Genomic DNA, 26122 nt, shown 5'->3' with positions numbered 1-26122 from the left:
GAGGGCAGTTCTGTACCGGTGGACTGCCCAGCTGGGTTTCTCAAGGAGGAGACATGGGCACAATGCCAGATGGCACACAACGCGAAAGCACAAACAACCTCACGCAGGGCAGCGCGCGTGGCACCGCGCAACTCGACGACGGGGTCGTTCCGGACCCGTCCCTCCCGCCGACGTCGGTGGATGAGTCGGTCCGCGACGCCGCGGACCGCGCCTGGACGCCCGCCAAGATCGCGCTGTGGGCGGCCATTGCGCTGCTGGGCGGGATCGCCTGGTTCATGCTCGCCATCATCCGCGGCGAGACCGTCAATGCCATCTGGTTCGTGTTCGCCTCCGTCTGCACCTACCTGATTGGCTACCGCTTCTACTCCAAGGTCATTGAGCGTTACCTGACCAAGCCCAACGACCGCCGTGCCACCCCGGCCGAATACAAGGCCGACGGCAAGGATTACGTCCGGACGGACCGCAACGTCCTCTTCGGCCACCACTTCGCCGCCATCGCCGGCGCCGGCCCACTGGTGGGCCCGGTCATCGCGGCCCAGATGGGCTACCTGCCCGGCACGATCTGGATCATCATCGGCGTCGTCCTTGCCGGCGCCGTCCAGGATTACCTCGTCCTGTTCTTCTCCATGCGCCGCGGGGGCCGGTCCCTGGGCCAGATGGCCCGCGAGGAACTCGGCGTCATCGGCGGCACGGCCGCCCTCATCGCAACCCTGCTCATCATGGTGATCATCGTCGCCATCCTCGCCCTGGTGGTCGTCAACGCCCTCGGCGAGAGCCCCTGGGGCGTCTTCTCGGTGGGCATGACCATCCCGATCGCCCTCTTCATGGGCGTGTACCTGCGCTTCATACGGCCGGGCAAGGTCATGGAGGTGTCCCTGATCGGTTTCGTGCTGCTCATGGCCGCCATCATCGGCGGCGGCGCCGTGGCGGGCACCGAATGGGGTGCCGCGTTCTTCCACCTGGACAAGGTCACCATCGCCTGGGGCCTCATCATCTACGGCTTCATCGCAGCCATCCTGCCCGTCTGGCTCCTCCTGGCMCCCCGCGACTACCTCTCCACGTTCATGAAGATCGGCGTGATTGTGATGCTGGCGCTGGCCATCATTGTGGTCCGCCCCGAAATCACCGTGCCTGCCTTCAGCGAGTTCGCCGGCCGGGACAACGGTCCGGTGTTCTCCGGCGCCCTGTTCCCGTTCCTTTTCGTCACGATCGCCTGCGGCGCGCTGTCCGGGTTCCACGCGCTGATCGCCTCCGGCACCACACCGAAGCTGATCGAGAAGGAGCGCCAGACGCGCCTGATCGGGTACGGCGGCATGCTCATGGAATCCTTCGTCGCCATCATGGCCCTCGTCGCCGCAATCTCCATTGACCGCGGCATCTACTTCGCCATGAACGCCCCCGCGGCGCTGACCGGCGGGACCGTCGAGACCGCGGCCGCGTGGGTCAACAGCCTGGGCCTGTCCGGCGTCAACATCACGGCCGGTGATCTCGCGCAGACGGCCAAGGACGTGGGGGAGCAAAGCATCGTGTCGCGTTCGGGCGGCGCGCCCACCCTCGCCGTCGGCCTTGCCCACATCATGCAGCAGTTCATCGGCGGCACCGCGATGATGGCCTTCTGGTACCACTTCGCCATCATGTTTGAGGCCCTCTTCATCCTCACGGCCGTCGACGCCGGCACCCGCGTTGCCCGCTTCATGCTCCAGGACTCGATCGGCAACTTCGTCCCGAAGTTCAAGGAACACTCCTGGCGCCCGGGCGCCTGGCTCTGCACCGCCATCATGGTGGCCGCCTGGGGCGCGGTCCTGCTGATGGGCGTCACTGACCCGCTGGGCGGCATCAACACCCTGTTCCCGCTGTTCGGGATCGCCAACCAGCTGCTCGCGGCCATCGCCCTCTCGGTCTGCCTGGCCATTGCCGCCAAGCGCACCGCCCCGAAGTTCCTGTGGATCGTGGCGGCGCCGCTGGCGTTGGCCGCCGTCGTGACCATCACGGCGAGCTTTTACAAGATCTTCTCGCCCGTTCCCGCGGTGGGCTACTTCGCCAATAACGCAGCCTTTGCCAAGGCTCTGGCGGACGGCAAGACCTCCTTTGGGACCGCCAAGACCCAGGCCGCCATGGAGGCCGTGGTCCGCAACACGATGATCCAGGGATGGCTCTCGATCATCTTCGTGGTGTTGAGCATCGTCGTCATCATCACGGCAGTGATGGCAACCATCAAGGCCCTGCGGAACACCGCCGCGGGGCTGCCCAACGCCGAGCACGAAGACCCCGCACAGGCCTCCCGAGTCTTCGCCCCGGCAGGGTTTGTCCCCACGGCGGCGGAGCGTGACCTCGTGGCCGAATGGAACCAGCTCCCGGCCGGAGACCGGCTCGAAAAGTCCGGGCACCACTGATGCGGGGTCGGACGTGAACGCGGTCCTCGCTGGGTTCCGCGGGTTTGCCGGGTACCTCAGCGGTGTGCTGGGCGCCGATGCCTACAAGAAGTACCTGGAGCACCATGAGGCCTCCGGGCACTCCAGCCTTCCCCTCACCGAGCGGGAGTTCTGGCGTGACCGGACCGACCGGCAGGACACCAACCCGCAGGGGCGGTGTTGTTGAGGCGGTGTTGTTGAGGCGGTGTTGCTGAGCGGCTGATGCTGGGCAGCTGGCCCGGCCGGGCCGGGGGAGGGCGGCTTGGGGCACAACGGTGTCCGACGCCGCCCCTCCGCTCCCGGCGGACGCCGGGTCCGGGCCGCCCGGCGCGTGAGAGTATGAAGCCATGAGCGATCAGCACGACACTCAGCCCAGCGCCCAAACTGCCGACGACGTGCCCGTCGAAGGCACACCCGTGGATGACGCCCTGCCCGGGACGTCCCTGGCGCCACCGGCTGCAGTGCCGCCCGGCCGCGCCGGTGGACCCGGTGCCGGGCCCAGGCCGCCCCGGGGCAGCGAACTTCAGGACCTCGTGGACCAGCCCGCCAAGGTCATGCGGATCGGCACGATGGTCAAGCAGTTGCTGGACGAGGTGAAGTCCGCGCCCCTGGACGACGCTGCCCGCGTCCGGCTGGCCGAAATCCACGACCGGTCCATCAAGGAACTCGAGGACGGCCTGGCCCCGGAGCTCGTTGAGGAGCTCGAACGGATCAACCTCCCCTTTCCGGAGAACGCCACCCCCTCCGACGCGGAACTGAGGATAGCCCAGGCCCAGCTGGTCGGCTGGCTTGAGGGGCTCTTCCACGGCATCCAGACGGCCATCGCGGCGCAGCACGCCGCCAGGGAGCACACCTACGCCCAAATGCAGCTGCGCCAGCTGCCGCCCGGAACCGTGATCGCGCCGGGCGTCATCATCGGGGAAAACGGCGAACCGGTCCGCGCCGCCGCGCCGCGTCACGGCGCGGAGTCCCCCGAGCCGCCCGAACCCGCGGACCCGGACCATGGCCCGGGCCAGTACCTTTAGCGCGACCTTGGGCTTCTTCAGCGCAGCACGGCAAGGCCGCAGGGACGACGCAGAACTTGGCAAGGGGCTCTGGCGGCGCGCCCACGACCGGTTCAACCGCGGGCTTGACCGCTACCACCAGGTCCTCGAGGGGGTCGAAGACGAGGCCCTGTACGGCGAGCTCGTCGAGATCGCCAATCAGCTCTCCGCGCTCGTGCCCCGGGTCCGGCAGGTCTGCGTGGAGGCCCAGCGGCGCTTTCCCAGCAATGGATTGGACATCCCGGGGCCGTTGGCAGGGGTCCACCGCGCCCTGTCGACGGCGGGCAACTCCCTGGCCATGACGGCTGAGGCGGCCGCGATGCTCCGGCTTGCCGTGGGTCCGGTCCCGGCGGGCGCCGCGTCGGTGCGGCGGCGCGCCGATTCCGTGCTGGAACAGGTCCACGACGCCGAGCGGCGGCTTGCGGAAGCCGACGGCGGCGGCCCGACGCCAGCCTGAGCCGCTACGCGAATTAGTCTCTTGCACAGGCCCGCCCCGGCATGGCTGGGTTTCCCGACATTCCCTTAATTTCCCGGGTATTCCCGGGTATTCCCGGTTACGCGCCTAGCTTAGCGGCGCCCTGTCGCTGGCCGGAGGGCGCCGAAGTTGGCAGGATACTTATATGACTTTTTCACCGGAACTGACTTTCAATGACGGCAACACCATCCCCCAGCTTGGCTACGGCGTGTGGCAGGTTGAAGATGACGTGGCCGAAAAGGTGGTTGTCCAGGCGTTCGAGGCCGGCTTCCGCCACATCGACACGGCAAAGATCTACGGCAACGAAGCAGGCGTAGGCCGCGCCATCGAGCGTTCCGGCCTCAAGCCCGAGGAAATTTTCATCACCACCAAGCTGTGGAACGCGGACCAGGGCTACGAGTCCACCCTGAAGGCGTTCGAGGAATCCATGGAGCGGCTCGGCCTCGAGACCCTGGACCTGTACCTGATCCACTGGATGCAGCCCAAGCAGGACAAATACGTTGACACCTGGAAGGCCCTCATCGAGCTCCAGAAGCAGGGCCGGGTCAAGACCATTGGCGTCTCCAACTTCACCAAGGAGGGCCTGCAGCGCCTGATCGATGAGACCGGCGTTGTTCCGGCCATCAACCAGGTCGAACTGCACCCGTTCTTCAGCCAGGCCGACCTGCGCGAGTTCAACGCGTCTAAGGGCATCCTCACCCAGGCATGGTCGCCGCTGGGCCAGGGCGGCGAGCTCCTCGAGAGCCCCGTCATTGCCCAGATTGCCGCCAAGCACGGCGCCACCCCGGCCCAGGTTGTCATCGCCTGGCACCTGGCCATCGGCAACGTGGTCATTCCGAAGTCGGTGACCGAGTCCCGGATCCGCGAGAACTACGCGGCCCTGGACGTCAGCCTCGACGAGACCGACATCCAGGCCATCAACGGGCTGGACCGTTCCGCCGAAGATGCCGGCCGGATCGGACCGGATCCGGCCGTCTCCGACTTCGCCTAAGCACCTCCCGTGACGCCGGCAGCCAGCCGGCGTTCGCACAGGGCCTTCACCCAGCACGGGGTGGAGGCCCTTCGGGCGTCCCGAAAGCCTCCGGAGTCAGGCGGCGGCCCGGCGCTCTTTCGCCGGAATTGCATCGACCACGGCCCAGCCGTCTTCGCCCGCAACGCAGCGGCTGGCGAAGCGGTCTGCGGAGGCAGCGTCATCGAAGCTCTCGGTGCGGATCCGGCCGCAGTCGGTGTCCAGGTAGGTGACCACGAAATGCAGCGCGCCATCCTGTGCGTCGTTGAAATCGGCCTCAAAATCTGACTTGATATCATGGCGGAAACCCTGCTGGAAATTCTGGTTGTTCTCCATGATTCCAGTGTGCGACTGACCACCGACACTAAGACTTCACTCCTCCGGCGTGTTGCCGAGCCGCAGCACCCGTTCCCGCGCCAGGACTTCCTTTCGGCGCTGCCGGTCGGCGGCCCGTGCCGTCTGCTGCGCCAGAGCCGACGCCAGCTCGTGATCCTTCCGGGCCGTTTTGAGCCAGGCTTCTGCCGCGTCCAGACGCCGCCTGAGCTCGCGCACCTCGTCGGCCAGCCGGCTGGTTTCCGCCGTCGCCTCCGCCAGCTCCGCGGCCGCGCGGCCTGCCTCCTCGTCGGCTTCCGCGGCGGCCACTTCGGCCGCCTCCAGGGCGGTCCGCGCCCGTTCCACCGCCGACGGCGTGGGCGTCATCCGTGCCGTCCCGACGGCCCGGAGGCGGGGCTGTTCCGTTGTCGGCTTTCCACCGGCAGTTCCGCCGCGCTGTGCGGTCCGGTCCGCCGGTTCYGTCCCTCCGGCGGCGGTCGCTGGTGCTGACCGGTGGACGCTGGCCGTTCCAGGCGCGGTTCCAGGCGCGGCTCCAGTGCCGGGCACCGACGCCGCATGGCTCCCCGGGACAGCCACTGCGCCGGCGAGGTCGACGACGTCGACCCCGTCCGCCGAGAGCGCCCGGAGCAGACAGCCGCTTTGCACGGCGGCGGCGGCCCCGGGATCGGCGGTGGCGGCCCGCAGGGTCTGTTCCACTTCCGTCGCGACGGCGGCGCTGATGGCCCGTCCGTGCCGGGCCGCCAAGGCCTGCGCCGCCTTCACCGTGCTGGCGAGGAGCTGGCGCCGCTGCTGGGCGAGGCGACGGAGGTCCGCTGCATCCAAGGCATCCTGTGCGGCCTGCATCGCCGTCCCCAGTGCAGCCAGCTCCCGCAGGATTTCGGGGCTGTGCGCCGCCAGCATGTTCACCGCCCACGCCGCGACCGACGGCTTGGGCAGGGCACGGACTGCGGCCGCCAGGGCACGCTGCTCGGCGGCGGTGACACCCGCGGAACTGACGTCTTTGGCCGCCGCCGTTCTAGCAGCCACGAACTCCCCGTAGGGCAATGCATAGAGCGGCCCGGCAATGCCCGCTAGTTCCCGCGATCCCATGCAAGAATCATAGGAGTCTGGCCCCGCCGCGAGTTCGCTGGCCCGTTATCAGACCCGGTGCCGTCACGTTCTGGAGGAGATTTCACTTGATCGAAATTGGTGGGCTCCCGGCCCATGTCCTGCTCGTCCACGCCGTAGTGGTATTAGCGCCCATTGCAGGTCTAGGCGCCATCGTTTATGCCGTGGCACGGCGCTGGTGGGGCTACCTGGCGTGGCCCCTGGGCGTGTTGTCACTGGGGCTGGTGCCAGTAACACTCCTGACCGCGCAGGCAGGCGAGCAGCTGGAGAAAGTCCGTCCGGCGTCGGCGGTGGTCCACGAGCACGCCCAGGAAGGTGACGTACTCAAAGTGCTTTCCGTGATCTTCTTCGTCCTGGTCGCGGCAATGTTGATGGTCACCTACGAGCCCTTTGGCCGGCGCCTGGCGTTCCTTGGCGGCCTTCGGAGCAACCGGATTGTCCGGGGAGCCGTCCTGATTGCCGGCGCCCTCGCGGGGGCCTTCTTCATTTACCAGAGCATCATCACGGGACATTCCGGCGCGGCCTCGGTCTGGGCGCGCTAAGTCAGCCCATCCGCGGGCCCTTGGCCAGGTGATGCGTGCCGGGCCCGGTGCAGCGTGACGAGCAGCAGGACAAGGGCCGTTGCCTGCAGTGCGGCCACGGCAGCGATGAGCGCCGGCCGTGCGCCGTAAAGTGACCCGTACAGGGCGCCGCCGGCCAAGGCTCCGGCGCCCTCGAACGCCGCGAACACCCCGTACGCCGTGCCCTGCCGGGGTTGGGGCACCAAATCGGCGACCAGCGCCTTGACTGTGGAGTCCTGGATGCCGGTGGCGGCACCCCAGACCAGGACGCCGGCGAGCACGAGCCCGGCGCTCGGCGCCAGGGCCAGTACGGGCACCCCCATAATCAGCACGGGCAGCGCCAGGAGCACGGCCGCCCCGGCGCGGTCGTAAAGGACGCCACTGGCGAGGGCCCCGACGGCGGCGGCCCCCATGGCGCCGGCGTACAGCAGCGGAACCACCGAGACGGGGACGGCCACGTCGGCCGTCAGGTGATAGGAGATGACGCCGAAGGCGACGAGTCCGGCGCTCCAGAAGAACCCGGCAAACGCGAACAAGGTGAAGACGCTGGAGAGCGCCGACGGCTGCCGCCCGGCGGGTTTCCCGCGGGGCGGCTCCGGCAAGCCGGAGGGGTCGGCCACGGGCCTGTCCGCGCCGGGATCCCGGACGCGGCGGCGCAGCCAAACGAGAATCGCCAGCGCCGCCGCCGCCGGAATGATGAGCACCGCAAAGGCTGCCGGCAGTGAGCCGGTGGCAACCAGCACCGCCGAGACGAGTAGCGGGCCCAGGAGCGCCCCGGCCAGATCGAGGGACTTGTGGACGGCGAAGCCGCGGCCCCGGCCAACCGGCCCGGCGACGGCGGCGAGCAGCACGGTTTTCGCCGGGCTGCGGACGGCTTTGCCTACCCTGTCCCCGAGATGAGCACGGCTGCCAGGGCCATCCCGGCGGTCCCGGCGAACGGCGTCAACGCCAGCAGCGGGATGCACACCGCAGTCAGCACATAGCCGGCCATCGTGAAAGTCCAGTACTTCCCGGTGCGGTCCGCCCAGGGGCCGAACACCAGCCGGAGTCCCTGGGACGCGGCTTCCGCGGCGCCGGTCACGAGGCCGACGAACAGCGCGGACGCACCGAGCTGGGCCAGCAGGGGACCGCCGAGCGGGCGGGCGCCGTCGGACACCATGTCCGCGGCGAGGCTGACCAGGCCGAAGCCGACAACCGGGCCCCACAGCCGGTGCCGCCAATTCCCGGTTTGGCTTCCGGACCGCGACGTCGGGTATTGCTGGCCGGCTGGCATCCTGCGCCCGGGCCGTTCCATTTCCTAAGGCTGACGGACGGCCCGGAAAAAGACAATACGCAGGTCAGGGGCCTGTCGCCGCGTCGAGGCGCAGAAGGAAATATTGGCCAAAGGGGTTCTTTCTGGGCGGGACCGTCACCTCAACGCCGTCGCCGACTGCCACGCCGTCGCTCACGGCCACGGCCACGGCGACGCCGACGCCCTCGCCGTCTCCCACCCCTACATCGGGCGCGCCGATCAGCGCGGTCTGGAACCTCGGCAGTTCATGGACCGGCGGCTACGTGGCCAATATCGAGGTCACTGGCCTCCGGGCGGCGGCCGGTTGGAGCGTGAGCTGGCCCGATCCGAACGTCACCCGGGTGGCCAACTCCTGGGGGATCAGCTGCACGGTGCTCCCCAAGGTGTCGGTGACCTGCAGCGGCTCGGACTGGGCCACGAAGGTCGCCGCCGGCCAGAAACTGTCCGTAGGCCTGCAGGTGGATTCGCTGAAGGCTCCCGTCAACCCGGTGCTCACTCTGAAGTAGCCGGCCGCGCAAGGGCGCCCTCACCGCGCAACGTATTGACGAGAAGCAGCCTGGAGCCGCGGCCACAGCCTCACGTGAGCGACTCCATGCTCCGGCCTGCGCGGGCACGGAGCGGGGTGCGGGTAATCTGGTCATTTTCGCCGCACTCATGATTGGCATGATCATCTCCCGCTCCGCCGCCACCAAGTCCCTGACCGTCCTTGCCGGCCTGCTTCTGGCAGGCTCCCTCGCCGGCTGTGATGCCGCAGCCCACGTTGGCGCCAAAGTCGCAGACGCCGTGCACAGCGCGGCCGCATCCCAGGCTCCCGGTGCCGGTGCCGGTGCCGGTGCCGCGCACCCGGGCGAGGCCGCCGCGGCCGTAGCCCAGCTGGCGTCCATCCCGGTGAAGGGCAAGGCCCCAAAGACCGGGTACAGCCGTGGGCAGTTCGGTCCCGCCTGGTCCGATGTAGACCACAACGGCTGCGACACGCGCAACGACATGCTCCGCCGTGACCTCACCGACGTGACGACCAAGCCGGGGACCAGGGATTGCGTCATCGCCTCCGGCAAGCTTGCCGACAAGTACACCGGCAAGACCATCACCTTCACCCGTGGTGAGAACTCGGCCGACGTCCAGATCGACCACATTATTCCCCTGTCGCTGGCCTGGCAGACCGGCGCCCAGCAGATCAGCGCCGGCCAGCGCCTCCAGCTCGCCAACGATCCGCTGAACCTGATGTCCGCCGACGGCCCCGCGAACCAGCAGAAGTCAGACTCCTCGGCCGATGCTTGGCTGCCGGCCAACAAGGCGGTCCGGTGCGAATACGTCGCCCGCCAGACTGCTGTGAAGGCCAAGTACAAGCTCTGGATGACCCGTCCCGAGCACGACGCCATCGCCGGGATTCTCGCCACCTGCAAATAGCGGCACCGCATCCCTGAGGGGTACCTTCGTCGGAGCCGCCTAAACCGCGCCCAAATCTCCGTCTCGTCGAATAGCTTCCGTCCCTGAGGACGGCACACCAAGGTGTCGGCCCTTTCTGCTCCCTGACCTGCGGAAACATTCCGGGATGCCATAGTGCCCACGGGACGAAAACGCCGGTAGCATGACAGCCGGGGGCCCGCTGGGGCGCCCGGTATTGGGGGAACCATGGCACAACCGCGCCGGCTACTCGGCAGCAGTCCCAGCTCCGTCATCGCGGGCCGTCACCGCCTCGAGGTCCATAACGCGCAACGCCGCGGTGCCGCGCGTGCCCAGGCCCATGTCCTGCCCCCGCCGAGCCAGGCGCCACACTTCAGCGATTCCGCCGCGGCCGACGTCCCCTGACCCTCCCGGATCCACCCGGCACACCAGTGAAGGAGCATCACATGTCAGATCCGCATTATTCTCAGCAAGGCACCGGCCGGCAGATGTGGCCCAGCGAGCAGCCCCGGCAGAACCCGGGGTGGGCGCCGAACCCGTACGCCGCTGCGGCGTACCCGGCTCACGGATCCGGGCCCGTGCCACTCTGGGCACCGCTCTACGGCGCTTCCCTGCCAGAGGCCGCGTCGCGGTTCTTCAAGAAGTACGGGACGTTCTCCGGCCGCGCCAGCCGGAGCGAATACTGGTGGTGGATGCTCGTCTCCGGTCTCGTCTCGATCGTCTTAAACGTCATCATGCTTGCCGGTGGGGCGGCCGGCGCAAAACTGGGCCCCAACGGCGCCAGCGTCCCCGGCCCCGCCTATATGATCGGGCTCATCCTGGCAGCCGTCTGGTTCCTGGCAGTCATTGTCCCGTCCTTGGCCCTGACGGTCCGTCGACTCCACGACTCGAACTTCAGCGGCTGGATGTACCTCATCGTCCTCATCCCGTTTATCGGCGGCATTATTCTCCTCGTCTTCACGCTGCTGGAATCAAAACCCGAGGGCCAGCGGTTCGACGTCCCCGCATAAGCATCCGGGTCGCACCCACTGACCCCGCGCGAACTACAAGAAGGCCCTGCCGCCCCTGAGGGCTGCGGGGCCTTCTTCTGGGTCGGGGTTCCCGGCCCGATACGGCCCCGTACGGACCCGTCCCGCCGCAACCAATAAAAAACCCCGTATCCCCGTTGAGTCAACGGTGATACGGGTTCTTCTCGAGCTTCCTGCCAGAATCGAACTGGCGACCTTCTCATTACGAGTGAGACGCTCTACCAACTGAGCTAAGGAAGCAACCACATGAATGCCCTGCGAACCGGGCGGATCATGCAAGAGACAACTGTAATAGAGTCCCGGCGTCCGGGTCAAAATGAGCGACCGAAGCCGCCATGCGGCCCCGTCGCGGACCTAGCAGACGGTGTTGTCCGCCGGGGCCTTTCCGTCCACAAGGTAGTCATCGACCGCGTTGCCGATGCAGCTGTTGGAACGGCCGTACGCCGTGTGGCCCTCACCCTTCCAGGTCAGCAGCGAGGCGTTCCCAAGCTGCTTGCGCAGGGAACTGGCCCATTGCACGGGCGTAGCCGGGTCGCCGGTGGTTCCAACTACGACAATCGGGGCCGAGCCCTTGTAATCGACCGGGGCAGGGGTCCGGACGTTCTTGTACGGCCAGTCCTTGCAGTTGCTGCCGCCATAGGCGAAGTAGTAGCCCAGCGTGGGCGACAGCTGGCGCAGCTTCTGGTCCTCGGCCCGCATGGACGCGGTGTCGGACACCATCGGGTAGTCCAGGCAGTTGATGGCGTTGAAGGCGAAGGTGCTGTTTGACGTGTAGGTGCCGCTGGGATCGCGGTCGGCGCCGAAGTCGGCCAGCTGCAACATGCCCGTGCCGTCGCCGGCCAGGGCGGTGGCGAGCGCCCGGGTGAGGATCGGCCAGTTGTCATTGTTGTAGAGCGGGATGATGAGGCCGCTGACAAACGTGGAGCCCGAGACCTTCCGGCCGTCCTTCGCCGGCAGCGGGTTCGCCTCGGCCGCGCTGATGGCGTTGCGGATCTGCTGGACACCTTCCTCGGTGCTTCCCGCGAGGGGGCATCCGGACGTCTGCTGGCACTTGGCGACATAGGCGTGGAGGGCCTTTTCGAAGGCCACGGCCTGGTCGCGGGTCAGTTCCTCGTTGCTCAGCGATGGGTCAAGGGCGCCGTCGAGGACCAACCGGCCCACGTTGTCCGGAAACAGCGATGCGTAGGTGGCGCCGAGGAGCGTCCCGTAGGAGTAACCGAGGTAGTTCAGCTTGGAGTCGTTGGCCACCCCGCGCAGGATGTCGAGGTCCTTCGCGGCGCTGACGGTGTCGATATGGGCCAGCACCGGCCCGGTTTTCTCCACGCACTTGGCAGCGATGGCCTTGTTGTCGGCCAGGGCCTCGTCTAGTCCGGCGTCGGTGTCCAGGGCGTAGGTCTTGGCGCGGGACGCGTCGCGTTCCTTGTCCGTGAGGCACGTGACCGGGGCGGAGCGCTTCACGCCGCGGGGGTCGAAGCCCACGATGTCGTAGGCGGACCGGACTTTGTCCGAAATATTGGTGTTGGCCGCATCCCTGACGAAGTCGTACCCCGAGCCGCCCGGGCCGCCCGGATTGACCATCAGGGTGCCCTTCTTGTCGCCTGTCGTGGCGAGCTTGATGGCGGCAAGCTCGATGCGTTCGCCGTCGGGCTTGCTGTAGTCCAGCGGAACCTTGATTTTGGCGCACTGGAAGTTGCCTTCACACGGTTTCCAGTCGACCTGCTGGGAGTAGTAGCTGCGCAGCTCGGCCGGCGCGGCCGCCACGATTGACGGGTCCGCCTGCCCCGCCGCCCCCGATGCCGGCGCACTGGACCCGTTGCCGCCCCCGCCGCCGAAGAGGGTGCACGAGGCCAGCGTGAGGGCCAGGGCCACGGCGCCGACGGCCCGCATGCCGATCGCCAGGGATCTGGATCTTGCGGACTGGGGTCGAGCAGGCTTCATGCGGTTCTCCTTGGAGGCTAGGAACGAAAGCGAAGATGATCGTTGGAGCGGCCGGAACCGTCAAATAAGGCTGGAAGCCATGGACTCGATCGTCAGCAGCGGGGCCACGTTGGTTGTGGTGATCCGCGTGCGGGCCTTGTTGATGGCGTCCATTCGGGCAAGGGTCACTTCGGCGGTGGAACGGGAGGCGAAGTCTTCGAGTTCGCTTCTGAGTTCAACGTTGACGAGTTCCACTGCGTTCCCCATCTGGATGATCAGGACATCCCGGTAAAAGGACAACAGGTCCGTCAGGGTGCGGTCAAGGGAGTCGGTGACGGAACGCTTGGCGCGGCGCTTCTGGTCGTCCTCGAGCTGCTTGACCTGGCTCCGCATGGCTGGCGGCAGCGTGCCGCTTTCGGGTGCCCCGAGAGTGGCCAGAAGCGCCGTCTTCTCGGCGGCGTCGCGCTCGTCGTTGGAGCTGTTGGCTTCCTCGGTGGCGATCTTGACCAGTTTCTCGGCCATCATGACCGCCGCCGTGACGCCGCGAAGGGACAGCGGAAACCGCACCGTCTCGAGCCGGCGCTCCCGGGCCTCCGGGTCCCGGGCCAGGCGGCGGGCGATCCCGACGTGGCTCTGCGCCGCGCGGGCGGCGCGCTCGGCGACCGCCGGGTCCACGCCGTCGCGCTTCACCAGCAGTGCAGCGACGGCGGCAGCCGGCGGAAGCCGCAGCGCCACCGGCCGGCAGCGGGAGCGGATGGTCACCAGGACATCGGCGGGGGAGGGGGCGCAGAGCATCCAGACGGTGCGGGGCGTGGGTTCCTCGATGGCCTTGAGCAGCACGTTGGTGGTCCGCTCGGCCATCCGGTCCGCGTCCTCCACCACGATGATCCGCCACCGGCCCGACGAGGGCCGGTTCCCGGCGGTGGACACGAGCTCACGCGCCTCGTCGATGGTGATGGTGACCTTCTCCGTGCGCACGAACGAGACGTCGGAATGGGTTTCGCCGAGGATGGTCAGGCACGCCGGGCATTCGCCGCAGCCGCGCAGGCTGACGTCCTCTTGGTCGCAGTTCAGGGCCGCGGCGAACGCCTTCGCGGCGTTGGAACGGCCGGAGCCGGGCGGTCCGGTGAAAAGCCACGCGTGCGTGAGCCCTTCGTTCTGGGCCGCCTGGCGCAACTGGGCCACGACGGCGTCCTGGCCCTGGAGGTCGTCCCAGACCGTCATGCTGTGCTGCTTTGGGTGACGGCCAGCAGGGATTCGACGCGCTCGAGGATCCGGGCGGCGAGTTCGGCGACGGGCAGCCGGGCGGGCAGCACCAGATACGCCTCCGGCCGGGCCGAGGCGAGGTCCAGGAAGGCCGCCCGGATCGTGGCATGGAATTCGTCGGCCTCGGACTCGAGGCGGTCTTCGGCGGCCTCGCCGGCGGTGCGCCGCTGCCGGCCAACGGCGGGTTCGACGTCGAGGAGTACCGTCAGGTCCGGCTGCAGGTCCGATGTGGCCCAGGCATTGATGTCCCGGACCGCCTGCGTTCCGAGGCCTCGGCCGGCGCCCTGGTACGCGACCGAGGAATCGATGTACCGGTCGGTGAGGACGATTTCGCCGCGTTCTAGGGCGGGGCGGATGACCTGGCTCGCGTGCGCCGCCCGGGATGCCGCGAAAATCAGGGCCTCTGTATGGGCATCGATGTGGCCGTGGCCGTGATCCAGCACGAGGGACCGCAGCTTCTCGCCGATCGCCGTGCCGCCCGGTTCCCGGGTCCGCAGCACGGTAAAACCACCTGATTCCAGGGCTTTGGCGAGTTCAGCCGCCTGCGTGGACTTGCCGGCGCCGTCTCCGCCCTCGAAGGCAATAAACAGTCCGGGCAACAGGCCGGTCAACTTTCGGCCGGACGCTCCGGGGCTCTGGGTAGTCACCGTTCAAGAGTACCGACAATCCCCGACACTCCAGTCTGCGCAAAGTCTGCGGCGTAACGGCTTGGGTACCCTGCCGGGCGCCCACGTACCCTGTCCTCATGAGTCTTACTGAAGAACAGGCCGCCTCGCTTTCGCCGGATTCCCTGGTCGTCGCGGCAGGGCGCCCGCCGCGCACCCGCGACGAACCGGTCAACCCGCCGCTGGTGCTGTCCTCGACCTACTTCGGCACGGGACCGCTGGGCGACGGCGACCGCGGCTACGGCCGGTATTCCAACCCCACGTGGGACCCCTTTGAAGAGGCGCTGGGCCAGTTGGAGGGCGCGGAACTGCCGGGCCTGCTCTACGCCTCGGGACTCGCCGCCGTGAGTTCGGCCCTGTCCCTGGTGCCCGCCCAGGGCGTGCTCGTCATGCCGTCGCACAGCTACGCGGGATCGGTCACCATGGCCACCGAACTGGCGGCCAAAGGGTTCCTCGAGCTGCAGACGGTGGACATCGCGGACACCGACGCTGTACTTGCGGCGCTTGCCCCGGCCGGCGGGCGCGCCGCCAGCATGCTCTGGCTGGAGAGCCCCACGAACCCCATGCTCGGCGTCGCGGACATGCGGGCCCTGACCGCCGCGGCGCATGAGGCCGGCGCCATCGTCGTCACGGACAACACCTTTTCCACTCCCCTGGTACAGCAGCCCCTGAGCCTGGGCTCCGACGTCGTGCTGCATTCGGTGACCAAGTACCTCTCCGGCCACTCCGACGTCGTACTCGGTGCCCTGGTGACGTCCGACGCCGGTCTCCGCGCCGCCCTGCTGCACCACCGCACCATCCACGGCGGAATCGCCGGACCATTCGAGGCGTGGCTGGCGCTGCGCGGGCTCCGCACCCTGGCGCTGCGGATCGAGCGTTCGCAGGCGTCGGCCCAAATCCTGGCCGAGCGGCTCGACGGTCATCCGAAGGTGGCCGGCGTCCGCTTCCCCGGGCTGGCCTCGGACCCCGGCCACGCGCGGGCCAAGGAGCAGATGAAGGGYTTCGGKTCCGTCCTGTGCATCGAGGTGGCACCGGTGGGTGGGCAGGGCAGGGGCCTCAGCGGCGCGGACGCCGCGGACCGCATGATCCGCGCCCTGCAGCTTTGGCTCCCCGCGACCTCGCTGGGTGGGGTGGAATCCCTGATCGAACGCCGGCGCCGGCACGCCGCCGAGCCGGAGAGCGTGCCGGACAACCTGGTCCGGATGAGCGTGGGCATTGAGAACGTGGAAGACCTTTGGGCCGATTTGGAGCAGGCATTGGGCACTCTGGACGGCTAGGCTGGGGGAGTGGACGGACGCATACTCATTTACTTTGTCGAATCCGGGGTTTACCTGGTCCTGGCTGTCGTGGCCTTTGTCCTTGAGGCATGGGCGTTTTTCGATTGTCTCCGGCACAAGGCCAACGCGTTCGAGGCCGTATCGAAGCGGACCAAGACCTTCTGGCTGGCCCTGACCGGCGGCGCGTTCGCCGTGGGACTGTTTTCCCTGCTCTCGCAGCTGGGCAGCGGTGGCGGCGCCAGTTCGCTCGGGATTTTCGGCCTTGCAGCGGTGACGGCCGCGTCCGTGTACCTCGCCGACGTCCGCCCCGCCGTCAAGGACGCCGGCCGCGGCCGCGGCAGCAACATGGGCCCCTACGGCCCCTGGTGACCACCGGCGGCACCTAAGCTCCCGGGGCCACGGCTTCCCAGCCGACCGTCACTTCGCCCAGCCGCCAGCGGGACGGGCCGTCCTGGATCGGCCAACCGGCGTCGAGCAGTGCGCGGCACATCGCCCCGAAGCGCTGCCGGTTTCCGAAGGCAGCCAGCGGCGCCGCTTCCAGCCAGGCTTGGTCCATCGCCTGCAGGTAGGCGTGGATCTTCTCGCCGGGCACGTTGCGGTGGATCAGGGCCTTCGGCAGCCTTTCGGCAACGTCGGAGGGCAGCACGAAGGCACCGAACCGCATGGACAGGCTCAGGCTCAGCGGCCGCTCGACGTCGAGCGCCACCCAGGCGGCGCGCCGCCCAATTTCATCGCACGTGCCGTCGATGAACAGCCCGCCCGGGGCCAGCCGGTCCTGCACCAGCCGCCAGATGCCCGCCACGTCGGCTTCCTCGTACTGCCGCAGCACGTTGAAGGCGCGGACCAGCACGGGCTTTCCGGTCATGGGCAGTTCGAAGCCGCCCAGCTGGAACCTTAGGCCGGGCCGTTCAAGGGCTTGGGCCTGCCGGACGCGCTCCGGTTCGATTTCGATCCCCACCATTTGAACGTCCCCGCGGACCGCGGAGAGGCGTTCGAAGAGTTCGACGGCGGTGGCCGGTGAGGCGCCGTACCCGAGGTCGACGGCGAGAGGATGGGCCGCGGCCCGCAGCCGCCATGCCTGCGGTCCGGTCAGCCAGCGGTCCACGCGGCGCATCCGGTTGGGGTTCGTGGTTCCGCGGGTCACGTTACCCACGGGCCTGCCGCCGCGCGCGCTGCCCCTCGTTCCGCCCTTGTTCCGGGGGGCCAGCACCCGTTCAGCCTTCTGCACCACCGCCCAAGCCTATCCTCCAACGCGGGGTCACCTCACTTCCGTGGTGGCCGCTGGATGGACCGGCAGCGACCCCGCGTTGCCCTGAAGCGGGCGGTGAAGCAGAAGGTGAGGCACGCTCTGAAACGCGCGGTGTGTAACGCTCGGCACCGCCGCCAACCGCTCGGCTAGGATGAAAACCATGACTTACAAGCTGATTCTGCTGCGCCACGGCCACAGCGACTGGAATGCCAAGAACCTGTTCACCGGCTGGGTGGACGTTGACCTCAATGACCAGGGCCGTGCCGAGGCGGTGCGCGGCGGCGAGCTGCTCGTGGAGAACAACATCCTCCCCGACATCCTCTACACCTCGCGGTTGAAGCGGGCCATCAACACGGCAAACATGGCCCTGGAAAAAGCCGACCGCGGCTGGATCGACGTCAAGCGCGACTGGCGGCTCAACGAGCGCCACTACGGCGCGCTGCAGGGCAAGGACAAGGCCCAGACCCTCGCCGAATTCGGCGAGGAGCAGTTCATGCTGTGGCGCCGGTCCTACGACACCCCGCCGCCGCCCCTGGCTGACGATTCCGAGTTCTCCCAGGTGGGGGACCCGCGCTACGCGGACCTCGGCGACGCCATCCCGCGCACCGAATGCCTCAAGGATGTCCTGATCCGGCTCATGCCGTACTGGGAATCAGACATCAAGGAAGACCTCAGGGCCGGTAAGACCGTCCTGGTCACCGCCCACGGAAACTCGCTCCGCGCCCTCGTCAAGCACCTTGACGGGATCAGCGACGAGGACATCGCCAGCCTGAACATCCCCACCGGCATCCCGCTGGTCTACGAACTGGATGAGGACTTCAAGCCCCTGAACCCGGGCGGCACCTACCTCGATCCCGAGGCCGCCGCCGAGGCCATCAAGGCCGTCGCCAACCAGGGCAAGAAGTAACCGGCCCCCGCCCGGCCAGGCACTAAGCAAGGCACAGAGCACAAACGACGGCGTCCGGCCACCCCCAAGGTGACCGGACGCCGTCGTTCGTTCAGCGCGGTGCTATCAGCGCCGTTGTACCGGCGCCGTTGTAACTGCGGTTGAGTCAGCCGCAGTCGGCCGGAGTCAGTTGTGCTCGATCGTGCTCGGCTGCCACGCGCCCGTCACCAGGTACGTGACCTTCTGGGCCACGGAGACGCCGTGATCCGCGAAGCGCTCGAAGTAGCGGCTGGCCAGGGCAACGTCCACCGTGGTGGCCGGCGACTCCTGCCAGTCGCTGCGGGCGATCGCCTGGAAAACGCTCAGGTGAAGGTCGTTGACGGCGCCATTGGCCTTCATGATCTCCCGGGCCACGCCGAGGTCGCGGGTTGCCAGCAGCTCCGTGAGCTTCTGGGCGATCAGCAGGTCCTGTTCCGCGAAAGCCTTGAAGGTCTCCCGCAGCTGGTCCGGGACCACTGACGCCGGATAGCGCAGACGCGCCAGCTGGGCCAGGTGCCGGGCGAGGTCGCCCATGCGTTCGAGCGAGGCGCTCATCCGGAGCGAACCAACCAGCATGCGCAGATCGCTCGCCACCGGGCCCTGGAGGGCGAGGATGTCGATGGCCCGCTCGTCGAGGCTGTTCTGCAGGAAGTCGATGCGGGCATCGGCGGCAATCACGTCCTCGGCGAGGTCGATATCGGCGCCCTGGAAAGCTGTCGTGGCCTTATCGATGGCCTCTGTGACCAGCGCTGAGATCTCGACGAGCTGTTCCCTTACCTGGGCGAGCTCCTCCTGAAAAACCTTACGCACGTGTGCGTCCTTTCCTCGGAAATATTGCCTGCAATCGAAGTGGCGGGCCTATTTCGGTTCACCTACCGGCGCTCCAACTGTCAACTCTTTCAGGGTCCGGTGAACTGTTACGCCCCAATAGGTGAACGTTAGCTGAACCGCTGCCCGAATCGCAGGAGATTTCGGTTTCGGTCACGTGGCAGAGCATAAGCTGGAGCCGTGGATCCAATGCTCATCGGCGTGATCGCCGGCCTGATCGGCCTCTCGTTTGGCATGTTCGGCGTACTCGCGTTCCGGGTCAGTGAGCAGCAGCGGCATATTGTCGATGTCGACGTCGATGACCCCTCGCTGCCCGAGGGGGCCGCGGAAGTGCTCGCCGTCCTCGGCCGCGCGTTCGTGGTGGTGGATGCGATCGACGGCGTGGTCCGCGCCAGCCCCGCCGCCTACGCCTACGGCCTGGTCCGCGGGCACACGGTGGTCCACCAGCAGCTGCTGGAACTGACGGCCAAGGTGCGGCGGGACGGCGTCATCCTCGAACAGCAGCTGGAACTGCCGCGCGGCCCGCTCGGCCAGGGCACGATCGTTGTCCAGGTCCGGGCCGCCGTCATCACGGAGGAATATGTCCTCCTGCTGGCCGATGACCGGACTGAATTCACCCGCACCGAGGAAGTCCGCAACGACTTCGTCGCGAACGTCTCTCACGAACTSAAGACACCGGTCGGGGCGATCTCCCTCCTGGCCGAGGCACTCGAGTCGTCCGCTGACGACCCCGAGGCGGTGAAGCGGTTCGCCAAGCGCATGCACAAGGAATCGACACGGCTTGCGGCGCTTGTCCAKGACATCATTGAACTCTCCCGGCTCCAGGGCGCCAACGTCGCGCAGCAGGGCCGCCCGGTGGACATCAACCTTGTGGTCAGCGAGGCCGTGGACCGCTCCGTGCTGCCGGCCGAGAGTAAGAACATCCAGCTGGTGGTCGGCGGACACGCCGATGCCCTGGTCTACGGCGACCAGGACCTTCTCGTAACCGCCCTGCGCAACCTGATCGATAACGCCATCCGCTACTCGCCGGAGAACACCAAGGTGGGCGTGGGCATCCGGGCCAAGGACGGTCTCGTGGCGGTCTCGGTGACGGACCAGGGCGATGGGCTCAGCGCCGAGGACCAGGAGCGCGTCTTTGAGCGCTTCTACCGCGTGGATGCYGCCCGCTCGCGGCAGACCGGCGGCACCGGGCTTGGCCTGAGCATCGTCAAGCACGTCATTTCCAACCACGGCGGCGAGGTGACCCTGTGGTCCCGGCTCGGCCAGGGTTCCACGTTCACCATTCGACTTCCCGAGATAGAAGGGCAGGACGACGGCGACGTCCCCGAGGCGGGCAAGCCCGCTGCCCAAACTTCCAGTCGGGACCCCAGACCGCAACGACGTGACGCCGCAGGCGTCCATGAGCAAGGAGCTACCGCTTGAGCAGGATTCTGATTGTCGAGGACGAGGAGTCCTTCAGCGACCCCCTGTCCTACCTGTTGGGTAAAGAAGGCTTCGAAGTGGAGGTGGTGGACAACGGACTGGACGCCATCACCGAATTCGACCGCAACGGCGCCGACCTCGTGCTCCTGGACCTGCAGCTGCCTGGCCAGTCCGGCACCGAGGTCTGCCGCCAACTCCGGCAACGCTCCGGGGTGCCCGTGATCATGCTGACGGCCAAGGACTCGGAAATCGACAAGGTGGTGGGGCTAGAACTGGGTGCCGACGACTATGTCACCAAGCCCTACTCCTCGCGGGAACTCGTGGCCCGGGTCCGGGCCGTCCTGCGGCGCCAGAGCGAGCCGGAGGAGCTTGTCTCCACCACGGTGCAGGCCGGTCCTGTTCGGATGGACATTGAACGCCACGTGGTCAGCGTCGGGGGCGAGCAGGTCGCCTTGCCGCTCAAGGAGTTCGAGCTGCTGGAGATGCTGCTGCGGAACTCCGGCCGGGTCCTGACCCGCGGGCAGCTGATCGACAGGGTCTGGGGCTCCGACTACGTCGGGGACACCAAGACCCTCGACGTCCACGTCAAGCGGCTGCGCAGCAAGATCGAGCCGGATGCGTCCGCGCCGCGGTACCTGATCACGGTCCGGGGGCTGGGCTACAAGTTCGAGCCCTAAAGGTCGGAAGAGGCAGCCCGGCGGCCGCTGCTGCCGGGCCGCTGCAGCACTACTGCCCTGCTGCCGGGCCGCTGGAAGTCCGGCGCAGTTGTACATCAGGGGACACACAAAAGGAGGGGCACCTGCAGGTGCCCCTCCTTTTGCAATAGGTCCAGCCGTTGAAGCTAGTGGCCGGCCGTGCTGCTCGGCGTCGGTGTGGCCGTCTCGGTCGGCGTAGCCGTCTCCGTCGACGTGGCCGTGCCGGACCCGGTGGGCGCCGGCGTCGGCAGGTACGACTTGTAGTCGACGATCGTGCCGTCCATGACCGGAACCGTGAACTTGGCTTCCTTGTTGGTGCCGTTCTCGGAGATGGTGACCTCGAGGACGGCGCCTGGCTTGGCGCCGGCCGGGGTCAGGATCGCGGCGTCGGTGGAGTCGTTGAGCATGGTGTAGGAGTTCTTCTTGACCGGAACCTGGGTCTGCGAGCCCTCCGCACCCTTGATGGTCAGCACCACGTCGTTGGAGGAGGTGTTGTACACGGCGCCGATCACACGGCCCGGCTTGTCCTCGCCATCGGAGACGATGATGAAGTTGCGCAGCTGCAGCGCACCGAGATCCGTCCGGGTTCCGTCCGAGGCCGCGTACTGCTCCGTGGTCTGCTGGGCGTTGATGTAGCCGCAGCCGGTCAGGGACAACAGGCCGATGCCAAGTGCAGCCGTTGCCATTGCCAGCTTGCCGCGCTGGCCCCGGTTCATCGCAGTGAAACGCACGTCACGCACTCCTTGAGAGTCTTGAAACATTATTCAGCCATAGCCTAGCCGCAATCGGCCGCAAACAAGGATTCGGCGACTACACACAAGCGCGGCCACGTGTGCTCCTCCGGCGACGGGTCCCGGCTCGGCGGGGGACGGAAACCTCTTGGCAGTTAGGGCCGCAGGCACTATTATCCGCATTCGTCAAGGGGTTTGAGGGGGCGGATTGCGGCCATTTTCCCCGGATTCATGCGGTTCCAGGCACCTTTTGATGCCAGTTGTATGCCTTAATCGTGATAAACTGGTCTGCGGGAAAGGGGAATGTCCACATGGTTTTTGAGGTCGGCGAGACAGTAGTTTACCCTCACCACGGTGCAGCCAAAATTGAAGAAATCAAGATGCGCACCGTCAAGGGCGAAGAGAAGATGTATCTCAAGCTCAAGGTGGCTCAGGGTGATCTGACCATTGAAGTTCCAGCAGAAAACGTTGACCTGGTAGGGGTTCGGGACGTAGTGGGCAAGGAAGGCTTGGAGCACGTGTTCGACGTGCTGCGGGCCGAGTTCACTGAAGAACCCACCAACTGGTCGCGTCGCTACAAGGCAAACCTGGAAAAGCTTGCTTCCGGTGACGTCATCAAGGTAGCCGAGGTCGTCCGTGACCTCTGGCGCCGTGATCACGACCGGGGTCTCTCCGCGGGAGAGAAGCGCATGCTGGCCAAGGCCCGTCAGATCCTGATTTCGGAACTGGCACTGGCTGAGAAGACCGATGAAGAGAAGGCTGCAAGCGTTCTCGACGAGGTCCTGGCTTCCTAGCACAGGGCCGGCCCAACAGGGCCGGCGCAGATTAAGAATCGAACCCCGGTGGCGTCAGCCGCCGGGGCTTCTTTTTGCCCTTTTCAGCGGCCGCCCCCTCCGTTGCGCTATCAGTTGAGGTCCCTTTGAGCGCTCCAGGGCAGCCACAACCAGGGCAACGGGATGGTCCGAGGCGCGGGGACGTAGTCTTGTGCCCATGGATACTGCACCGACGAATACGTCACAGGCGAATACGTCACAGCCCGGTCCCGCCACGGCGGTCATAGTTGTAGCCGCCGGCTCCGGCCAGCGCCTGGGCTACGGCATGCCGAAAGCAAAGGTGCCTCTCGGCGGGGACACCATCCTCACCCACGCCCTTCGCGGTGTGGCGGCTGCCGGGATCGCACAGCAGATCTGCATTGCGCTCCCCCCGGGTGACACTGAGTTGCGGGCGCTGTGCGAGGCCTTCACGCAGGAGCTTGCGGCCGGGCAAGCCGGAGCAGCGTCGGGCAACGGCGTCCGGGTTCCCGTCGTGACGGTCGTCGACGGCGGTGCGGACCGCGCCGATTCAGTCCGCGCCGCGATGGCGGCCCTCCTGCCCGATATCGAATCGGTGCTGGTCCACGACGCCGCCCGGGCGCTGACGCCTGAAGCCGTCTTTCACCGCGTGGCAGCGGCGCTCGGCGCCGGTGCCTCGGCCGTCATCCCGGTGATACCGGTCGTCGACACCGTCAAGACCGTGGAACCGACCACCGGCGACGGCGCCGCGGTGGCCCCCGAGCTGGTCACCGGGACGGCGCCCCGGGAGTCGCTCCGCGCCGTGCAGACACCGCAGGGATTCGCGCTGAGCACCCTCAAGCGCGCCCACGAGGCTGCCTCCGGGTTCGACGCCGGCCAGGCCGCCCTCGTCACGGACGACGCGATGCTTGTGGAGCTCATCGGGGTCCCGGTCCACGCTGTACGCGGCGCCAGCCAGTCCCTGAAGATCACCACGCCCCTGGACCTGATCCTGGCCGAAGGCCTTCTTGAAGGACCCCTGGGCTTGCGCTGGGTGGAGGGATGAGCATGTCCGCCAACCCGCCAGTCGTTCCCCCGGTCATTCCCCGGACCGGGATCGGCATCGATGTCCATGCCTTCGCCGCCGAGGAGGAGCCGCAGCCGCTGTGGCTCGGCGGCCTCTTCTGGGAGGGGGAGCGGGGTCTGTCCGGCCACTCAGACGGCGACCCCGTGGCCCATGCCGCCGCCGACGCGCTCTTCTCGGCCTGCGGGATCGGGGATCTGGGCACGCACTTCGGTACGGACCGTCCCGAATATGCCGGAGCATCCGGCGTGACCCTGCTGGCCGAGGCCGCCAGGATTGTTCGCGCCCACGGATTCGAAATCGGCAACATCGCCGTTCAGTTCGTGGCGAACCGGCCAAAGTTCGGCCCGCGGCGGGAGGAATCCCAGCAGGTCCTCAGCGCTGCTGCCGCGGCGCCGGTGAGCGTCACGGCCACCACGAGCGACGGGCTCGGGTTCACCGGCCGCGGCGAGGGGATCTCAGCCGTGGCTACAGCGCTCGTGTATCCGGCAGGCTAATCACCGCAGGTTAAGCACGGCAGGCTAATCACCGCAGGTTAAGCACAGCCGGCCCCGGTCCCCTACGCTTGAGGGAAGACCCAAGCGAGACACCCGTTCCGAACTGCCAGGAGACCTGCCGTGAAGAAGCTGCTGACCGCCGTCGTACTCGTGGCAGGGACCATGCTGAGCGGCTGTGCCGCCTCCACGACAACGCCCCAAACGCCTAGCGCCACTCCGAAGCTCAGCGTCGAGGAAAGCTGTAAGTTCCTCAACACCGACACCTTCGTGCCCTCCGGGAGCGCGAAGGAGCAGGCAGGGCAGATTGGCCAGCACTACCAGGAGGTTGCGGACAAGGTAGCGCCGGAGGTGGGCGCCCCGATCCAGCAGATGGCCGAGATCATGAAGCAGGTTGCGGCGAGCCCTACGGGAACCAAGACGGATCAACAGACGGCCCAGCTCACGGAGCAGATCAACAAGATCGGCCAATACTGCAAGTAGGCCACTGCACCGGCCGTCTCCGGCGGCTGGCCTGCCGGCCTGTGCCGTGCCGGCCTGCGCCGTGCCGGCAAAGCCGCGGGTCAGGCCCCGGAGCGCCATCGGCTAATCTGGAGCGGTGACCCTGCGCTTTTACGACACTGCATCCGCCGAAGTCCGCGACTTCGTCCCCCTGGTACCTGGCAAGGTGAGCCTGTACTACTGCGGAGCCACCGTCCAGGGCATGCCACACGTCGGCCACATCCGCTCGGCCATTGCGTTCGACCAGCTGACCCGCTGGTTGCAGTACCGCGGTTTCCGGGTGACGGCAGTCCGCAACGTCACCGACATCGACGACAAGATCCTTGCCAAGTCGGCCGCCTCGTTCGGCGCCGACTTTGAAGACGAGCCAGGAGCCCTCCGCAACGAGGAATGGTGGGCCCTGGCCTACCGCTACGAGCAGGAATTCCTCAAGGCCTATGACACCCTGGGCGTCTCCCGCCCCACCTATGAGCCCCGCGCTACCGGCCACATCCCGGAAATGCACACCCTCATCCAGCAGCTGATCGACCGAGGCCACGCCTACCCGGCTCTGGACGACTCCGGCGACGTCTACTTCGACGTGCGTTCCTGGTCCAAGTACGGCTCGCTGACGCGGCAGAAACTCGACGACATGCAGGGCGCCCCGGACGCGGACCCCCGCGGCAAGAAGGACCCCCGCGACTTCGCGCTGTGGAAGGGCTACAAGGACGGCGAGCCGACGACGGCGAGCTGGTCCTCCCCGTGGGGCGCCGGCCGCCCGGGCTGGCACCTCGAATGCTCGGCCATGGTCACCAAGTACCTCGGCACCGAGTTCGACATCCACGGCGGCGGCCTGGACCTGCGCTTCCCGCACCACGAAAACGAAATGGCGCAGTCCCAGGCGGCGGGCCACGGCTTCGCGAACTTCTGGATGCACAACGGCATGGTCACCTACGCCGGCGAGAAGATGTCCAAGTCCATCGGCAACACCGTCAGCCCGGCCGAAATGCTCGAACTCGCCCCGGCCCGCGTGGTCCGCTACTACCTCGGCCAGGCGCAGTACCGCTCGGTCCTGGACTACCAGCCGACGTCGCTGCAGGAGGCGGCCGCCGCCGTCGAACGGATTGACGGGTTCATCAGCCGCGCAAGCCGGGTCCTGCCCGACCCGGGACCGGATGCATCCGCTGGTTCTGTCCCGGAAGCTTTTGGGGTGGCCATGGACGATGACCTCAACGTTCCGCAGGCACTGGCAGTGCTCCACGAGACCGTCCGTGCCGGCAACACGGCTCTCACCGACGGCGACCTCGACGCCGCGGGTCTGGCGCTGGCCAGCGTCACCGCCATGCTGGACGTCCTCGGCCTCAACGCCACCGCAACGCCGGCGGCCGACGACCAAGCCAACACCGCCCTTGGCGTCCTGGTCGAGGCTCAGCTGGAGGCGCGCGCCCACGCCCGGGCCGCCAAGGACTGGGCAGCGTCCGACGCCATCCGGGACACGCTGGCCGCAGCCGGCGTCGTCGTCGAGGACGGCCCGGACGGGGCGAGCTGGAGCCTGAAGCGCGGCTAAACCCCGTTGCCGGCGGCCGGTGAAGTGGGCCGCCGTCGTCCCTTCCGGGCCACCCCGAAATCGTGGATTTTACTCGAGTCAGTAGACTGGA

The 26122-nt window shown here is 67.6% G+C and carries 31 protein-coding genes and 1 tRNA gene; 20 read left to right on the top strand and 12 right to left on the bottom strand.

The genetic code is table 11. The features are described from left to right. Window positions 1–53: 53 nt before the first annotated feature. The 5 genes from AC1D1S_RS03220 (at window position 54) to AC1D1S_RS03200 (ending at window position 4920) form a co-directional block, all read left to right on the top strand. The gene (locus AC1D1S_RS03220; RefSeq protein ID WP_243181839.1) at window positions 54–2393 is read left to right on the top strand and encodes a carbon starvation CstA family protein; all 2340 of its coding nucleotides are present in this window, start codon (window positions 54–56) and stop codon (window positions 2391–2393) included. 13 nt (window positions 2394–2406) lie between these two features. After that, on the top strand, window positions 2407–2598 hold the full coding sequence (locus tag AC1D1S_RS03215; RefSeq protein ID WP_476993701.1) for a YbdD/YjiX family protein: 192 nt from the start codon (window positions 2407–2409) through the stop codon (window positions 2596–2598). A gap of 160 nt (window positions 2599–2758) precedes the next feature. Next, window positions 2759–3436, top strand: coding sequence for a bacterial proteasome activator family protein (locus tag AC1D1S_RS03210; RefSeq protein WP_476993700.1), 678 nt, complete (start codon window positions 2759–2761; stop codon window positions 3434–3436). Window positions 3437–3443: 7 nt separating this feature from the next. Beyond that, window positions 3444–3911 carry a hypothetical protein gene (locus AC1D1S_RS03205; RefSeq protein WP_476993713.1) on the top strand — a complete coding sequence of 156 codons (468 nt, stop codon included), beginning with the start codon at window positions 3444–3446 and terminating at the stop codon, window positions 3909–3911. 163 nt (window positions 3912–4074) lie between these two features. After that, window positions 4075–4920: an aldo/keto reductase gene (locus tag AC1D1S_RS03200; protein WP_028276361.1), complete on the top strand. Its 846-nt coding sequence runs from the start codon at window positions 4075–4077 to the stop codon at window positions 4918–4920. A gap of 96 nt (window positions 4921–5016) precedes the next feature. Here the strand turns inward: AC1D1S_RS03200 and AC1D1S_RS03195 are convergent, their stop codons facing one another. After that, window positions 5017–5274: a hypothetical protein gene (locus AC1D1S_RS03195; RefSeq protein ID WP_476993699.1), complete on the bottom strand. Its 258-nt coding sequence runs from the start codon at window positions 5272–5274 to the stop codon at window positions 5017–5019. Between the two features lie 36 nt (window positions 5275–5310). Further along, window positions 5311–6360 carry a hypothetical protein gene (locus tag AC1D1S_RS03190; protein WP_476993698.1) on the bottom strand — a complete coding sequence of 350 codons (1050 nt, stop codon included), beginning with the start codon at window positions 6358–6360 and terminating at the stop codon, window positions 5311–5313. Between the two features lie 86 nt (window positions 6361–6446). Between AC1D1S_RS03190 and AC1D1S_RS03185 the strand changes: the two genes are divergently transcribed. After that, on the top strand, window positions 6447–6920 hold the full coding sequence (locus tag AC1D1S_RS03185; RefSeq protein WP_243181844.1) for a DUF2231 domain-containing protein: 474 nt from the start codon (window positions 6447–6449) through the stop codon (window positions 6918–6920). On the opposite strand, the gene AC1D1S_RS03180 is transcribed toward AC1D1S_RS03185, so the two are convergent. Genes AC1D1S_RS03180 through AC1D1S_RS03170 form a run of 3 tightly spaced genes read right to left on the bottom strand, consistent with a single transcriptional unit; the run spans window position 6917 to window position 8428 of the window. Further along, window positions 6917–7789 (bottom strand): MFS transporter, encoded by an 873-nt coding sequence (locus AC1D1S_RS03180; RefSeq protein ID WP_476993697.1) that lies wholly within the window; start codon window positions 7787–7789, stop codon window positions 6917–6919. The genes AC1D1S_RS03185 and AC1D1S_RS03180 overlap by 4 nt on opposite strands. A gap of 29 nt (window positions 7790–7818) precedes the next feature. Then, window positions 7819–8232: a hypothetical protein gene (locus tag AC1D1S_RS03175; RefSeq protein WP_476993696.1), complete on the bottom strand. Its 414-nt coding sequence runs from the start codon at window positions 8230–8232 to the stop codon at window positions 7819–7821. 43 nt (window positions 8233–8275) lie between these two features. Further along, window positions 8276–8428: a hypothetical protein gene (locus AC1D1S_RS03170; protein ID WP_476946098.1), complete on the bottom strand. Its 153-nt coding sequence runs from the start codon at window positions 8426–8428 to the stop codon at window positions 8276–8278. A 19-nt stretch (window positions 8429–8447) separates the two neighbouring features. Here AC1D1S_RS03170 and AC1D1S_RS03165 point away from each other — a divergent pair, with 19 nt between their 5' ends. The 4 genes from AC1D1S_RS03165 (at window position 8448) to AC1D1S_RS03150 (ending at window position 10643) form a co-directional block, all read left to right on the top strand. Then, complete coding sequence (locus AC1D1S_RS03165) at window positions 8448–8735, top strand: cellulose binding domain-containing protein (RefSeq protein ID WP_308197256.1); 288 nt, start codon at window positions 8448–8450, stop codon at window positions 8733–8735. 157 nt (window positions 8736–8892) lie between these two features. After that, window positions 8893–9636 (top strand): HNH endonuclease family protein, encoded by a 744-nt coding sequence (locus tag AC1D1S_RS03160; protein ID WP_476993695.1) that lies wholly within the window; start codon window positions 8893–8895, stop codon window positions 9634–9636. A 225-nt stretch (window positions 9637–9861) separates the two neighbouring features. Next, the gene (locus tag AC1D1S_RS03155) at window positions 9862–10038 is read left to right on the top strand and encodes a hypothetical protein (RefSeq protein ID WP_476946100.1); all 177 of its coding nucleotides are present in this window, start codon (window positions 9862–9864) and stop codon (window positions 10036–10038) included. A 41-nt stretch (window positions 10039–10079) separates the two neighbouring features. Further along, window positions 10080–10643 (top strand): DUF805 domain-containing protein, encoded by a 564-nt coding sequence (locus AC1D1S_RS03150; RefSeq protein WP_476946101.1) that lies wholly within the window; start codon window positions 10080–10082, stop codon window positions 10641–10643. A 185-nt stretch (window positions 10644–10828) separates the two neighbouring features. Here the strand turns inward: AC1D1S_RS03150 and AC1D1S_RS03145 are convergent. From AC1D1S_RS03145 to tmk, 4 genes are all read right to left on the bottom strand, one after another. Beyond that, window positions 10829–10901: transfer RNA gene (locus tag AC1D1S_RS03145), tRNA-Thr, on the bottom strand. Window positions 10902–11015: 114 nt separating this feature from the next. Beyond that, window positions 11016–12599: an alpha/beta hydrolase gene (locus tag AC1D1S_RS03140; protein WP_476993694.1), complete on the bottom strand. Its 1584-nt coding sequence runs from the start codon at window positions 12597–12599 to the stop codon at window positions 11016–11018. A 60-nt stretch (window positions 12600–12659) separates the two neighbouring features. Next, window positions 12660–13802, bottom strand: coding sequence for a DNA polymerase III subunit delta' (locus AC1D1S_RS03135; RefSeq protein ID WP_243181851.1), 1143 nt, complete (start codon window positions 13800–13802; stop codon window positions 12660–12662). Continuing rightward, a complete protein-coding gene (gene tmk / locus AC1D1S_RS03130; RefSeq protein WP_476993712.1) occupies window positions 13799–14455 on the bottom strand; it encodes a dTMP kinase in 657 nt (218 codons plus the stop codon). Before tmk ends, AC1D1S_RS03135 begins: the two co-directional genes overlap by 4 nt. A gap of 134 nt (window positions 14456–14589) precedes the next feature. On the opposite strand from tmk, the gene AC1D1S_RS03125 reads away from it, so the two are divergent. After that, window positions 14590–15786 carry a trans-sulfuration enzyme family protein gene (locus tag AC1D1S_RS03125; RefSeq protein ID WP_476993693.1) on the top strand — a complete coding sequence of 399 codons (1197 nt, stop codon included), beginning with the start codon at window positions 14590–14592 and terminating at the stop codon, window positions 15784–15786. 9 nt (window positions 15787–15795) lie between these two features. Then, on the top strand, window positions 15796–16155 hold the full coding sequence (locus AC1D1S_RS03120; protein ID WP_028276353.1) for a DUF2516 family protein: 360 nt from the start codon (window positions 15796–15798) through the stop codon (window positions 16153–16155). 13 nt (window positions 16156–16168) lie between these two features. On the opposite strand, the gene AC1D1S_RS03115 is transcribed toward AC1D1S_RS03120, so the two are convergent. Further along, window positions 16169–17017 (bottom strand): class I SAM-dependent methyltransferase, encoded by an 849-nt coding sequence (locus AC1D1S_RS03115; protein WP_476993692.1) that lies wholly within the window; start codon window positions 17015–17017, stop codon window positions 16169–16171. Between the two features lie 178 nt (window positions 17018–17195). Here AC1D1S_RS03115 and AC1D1S_RS03110 point away from each other — a divergent pair, with 178 nt between their 5' ends. Then, a complete protein-coding gene (locus AC1D1S_RS03110) occupies window positions 17196–17942 on the top strand; it encodes a phosphoglyceromutase (protein WP_243181854.1) in 747 nt (248 codons plus the stop codon). Between the two features lie 165 nt (window positions 17943–18107). Here the strand turns inward: AC1D1S_RS03110 and phoU are convergent, their stop codons facing one another. Next, the gene (phoU, locus tag AC1D1S_RS03105; protein WP_079552056.1) at window positions 18108–18770 is read right to left on the bottom strand and encodes a phosphate signaling complex protein PhoU; all 663 of its coding nucleotides are present in this window, start codon (window positions 18768–18770) and stop codon (window positions 18108–18110) included. Window positions 18771–18977: 207 nt separating this feature from the next. Between phoU and AC1D1S_RS03100 the strand changes: the two genes are divergently transcribed. Further along, a complete protein-coding gene (locus tag AC1D1S_RS03100) occupies window positions 18978–20210 on the top strand; it encodes a sensor histidine kinase (protein WP_476993711.1) in 1233 nt (410 codons plus the stop codon). Next, a complete protein-coding gene (locus tag AC1D1S_RS03095; protein WP_028276348.1) occupies window positions 20207–20887 on the top strand; it encodes a response regulator transcription factor in 681 nt (226 codons plus the stop codon). Before AC1D1S_RS03100 ends, AC1D1S_RS03095 begins: the two co-directional genes overlap by 4 nt. A 164-nt stretch (window positions 20888–21051) precedes the next feature. Here the strand turns inward: AC1D1S_RS03095 and AC1D1S_RS03090 are convergent, their stop codons facing one another. Further along, on the bottom strand, window positions 21052–21621 hold the full coding sequence (locus AC1D1S_RS03090) for a hypothetical protein (protein WP_476993710.1): 570 nt from the start codon (window positions 21619–21621) through the stop codon (window positions 21052–21054). Between the two features lie 326 nt (window positions 21622–21947). Here AC1D1S_RS03090 and AC1D1S_RS03085 point away from each other — a divergent pair, with 326 nt between their 5' ends. The 5 genes from AC1D1S_RS03085 (at window position 21948) to cysS (ending at window position 26031) form a co-directional block, all read left to right on the top strand. Beyond that, window positions 21948–22430: a CarD family transcriptional regulator gene (locus AC1D1S_RS03085; protein ID WP_026266570.1), complete on the top strand. Its 483-nt coding sequence runs from the start codon at window positions 21948–21950 to the stop codon at window positions 22428–22430. A gap of 196 nt (window positions 22431–22626) precedes the next feature. After that, complete coding sequence (ispD, locus tag AC1D1S_RS03080) at window positions 22627–23472, top strand: 2-C-methyl-D-erythritol 4-phosphate cytidylyltransferase (protein ID WP_243181855.1); 846 nt, start codon at window positions 22627–22629, stop codon at window positions 23470–23472. After that, window positions 23469–23987 carry a 2-C-methyl-D-erythritol 2,4-cyclodiphosphate synthase gene (ispF, locus tag AC1D1S_RS03075; RefSeq protein WP_243181856.1) on the top strand — a complete coding sequence of 173 codons (519 nt, stop codon included), beginning with the start codon at window positions 23469–23471 and terminating at the stop codon, window positions 23985–23987. The genes ispD and ispF overlap by 4 nt, the downstream gene beginning before the upstream one ends. 120 nt (window positions 23988–24107) lie before the next feature. Further along, window positions 24108–24467 (top strand): hypothetical protein, encoded by a 360-nt coding sequence (locus tag AC1D1S_RS03070; RefSeq protein WP_079552067.1) that lies wholly within the window; start codon window positions 24108–24110, stop codon window positions 24465–24467. A gap of 115 nt (window positions 24468–24582) precedes the next feature. After that, window positions 24583–26031: a cysteine--tRNA ligase gene (cysS, locus tag AC1D1S_RS03065; protein ID WP_243181857.1), complete on the top strand. Its 1449-nt coding sequence runs from the start codon at window positions 24583–24585 to the stop codon at window positions 26029–26031. The last annotated feature ends 91 nt before the right edge of the window (window positions 26032–26122 follow it).

Source organism: Arthrobacter sp. P1_A5 (assembly GCF_056406825.1).
This window is presented reverse-complemented; position numbering and strand designations above follow the sequence as displayed.